General features: G+C 46.0%; 2 protein-coding genes. Both read left to right on the top strand.

Features of this window, described 5'->3' with window-relative positions; translation table 11 throughout:
* The first annotated feature begins 59 nt into the window (after window positions 1–59).
* Window positions 60–281 carry a hypothetical protein gene (locus tag CRP01_RS41650; protein WP_099156026.1) on the top strand — a complete coding sequence of 74 codons (222 nt, stop codon included), beginning with the start codon at window positions 60–62 and terminating at the stop codon, window positions 279–281.
* A gap of 19 nt (window positions 282–300) precedes the next feature.
* Window positions 301–1,254 (top strand): UPF0236 family transposase-like protein, encoded by a 954-nt coding sequence (locus CRP01_RS41645; RefSeq protein WP_143473778.1) that lies wholly within the window; start codon window positions 301–303, stop codon window positions 1,252–1,254.
* Window positions 1,255–1,277 lie beyond the last annotated feature (23 nt).

Raw genomic sequence — 1,277 nt, 5'->3', positions numbered from 1 at the left:
GTGTGTATAACAAATTGCACAAAATCGTAACTTGTAAATGAACCGACAAAACCTGAGTTATGAAATCCGAAGAAAAAGTAGATGCCATATTAGAATCAATGCGAGAAGAGGTACAGCAATTTTTGGAGGAGGAATCCCAGATCACCTCGTCCACTGAATATGAAGAGCGAGTAATAGAATTATCAAGAAAGTTTGCCCGGGGCTTGATCTCTAAATCACAGGGTCAGCTACCGAAGAGTCGCAATTCAAAAAAAAGTACTGACGAGTCTGGGTCGAGTTGAATTGCGAAAAGATCATACCTTGAGTAAAGGGACGTTGAAATTTGGTATTAGTGAGCGGATGCGAGGGCTGTTATGTTTACTTGGCCAATCGGTGGTGTATGAAGAAGCCTCAGAGCTGTTTGCAACAATGCTGGGTATTGACATTTGTACGCCACAGATCCAGCGGGTGTGTACGTACTATGGTAAAGCTATAGATCCCTTGGTAAAGGCCGATTGTGAGGCAGTTATTCCGCGCCTGGAATCAGGCAAAGGCCAGGACAAGATGTATGTAATGGTAGATGGGTCAATGGTCTACACCCGAGATCAGGGATGGCGTGAGTTGAAATTGGGGCGACTGTTTCACGATAGCCAAGTAGTTAATATTCAGGCCCATAGAAGAGAAGTGCTCGAATCAGTCTATGTGAGCCACTTGGGTAGTGTAGAAGAGTTCTTCCCGAAATTTGAGCGGCATCTGGTAGGGTATACTGACAAAGTGATCATTGGTGACGGGGCTAAATGGATCTGGAATTGGGCCGATGATAACTATCCGGGAGCCACACAGATATTGGACTTTTACCATGCCAAAGAGAAACTTGTATTGTTTGCCCGAGCGCAATACCGGGAGGAGCAAACTCGCTTGAATTGGATTGAACAGCAAACAGCAAAACTACTGGACAATGGCTTAGAAGAAGTCCTGCTCAGCCTACGCTCTTGTAGAGCTAACAATCAGGAGGCTAAATTGGCCAAACAAAAGGCCATTGACTATTATGTGGAGCATGATGATCGAATGCAGTACAAAACCTATCGCGAACAAGGATTAATGATTGGTTCGGGACCCATTGAGGCTGCCCATCGAAGTGTCATTCAACAGCGCATGAAACTGTCTGGGCAGAAATGGTCGGTGCAAGGCGCTCAAGCCATCGCCAACCTGAGGTGCTACAAGCATAGCGGCGCTTGGAACCTGGTCAAGGCAGTTATCGCTGCGGCTGCTTGATTGTGCAATTTGTTATACACACG

This window comes from Flavilitoribacter nigricans DSM 23189 = NBRC 102662, assembly GCF_002646595.1.
In the GTDB taxonomy this organism is placed as follows: Bacteria; Bacteroidota; Bacteroidia; order Chitinophagales; family Saprospiraceae; genus Flavilitoribacter; species Flavilitoribacter nigricans.
Note: the sequence above shows the minus strand (reverse complement) of the source record. Positions and strands in the feature narration are given on the sequence as shown.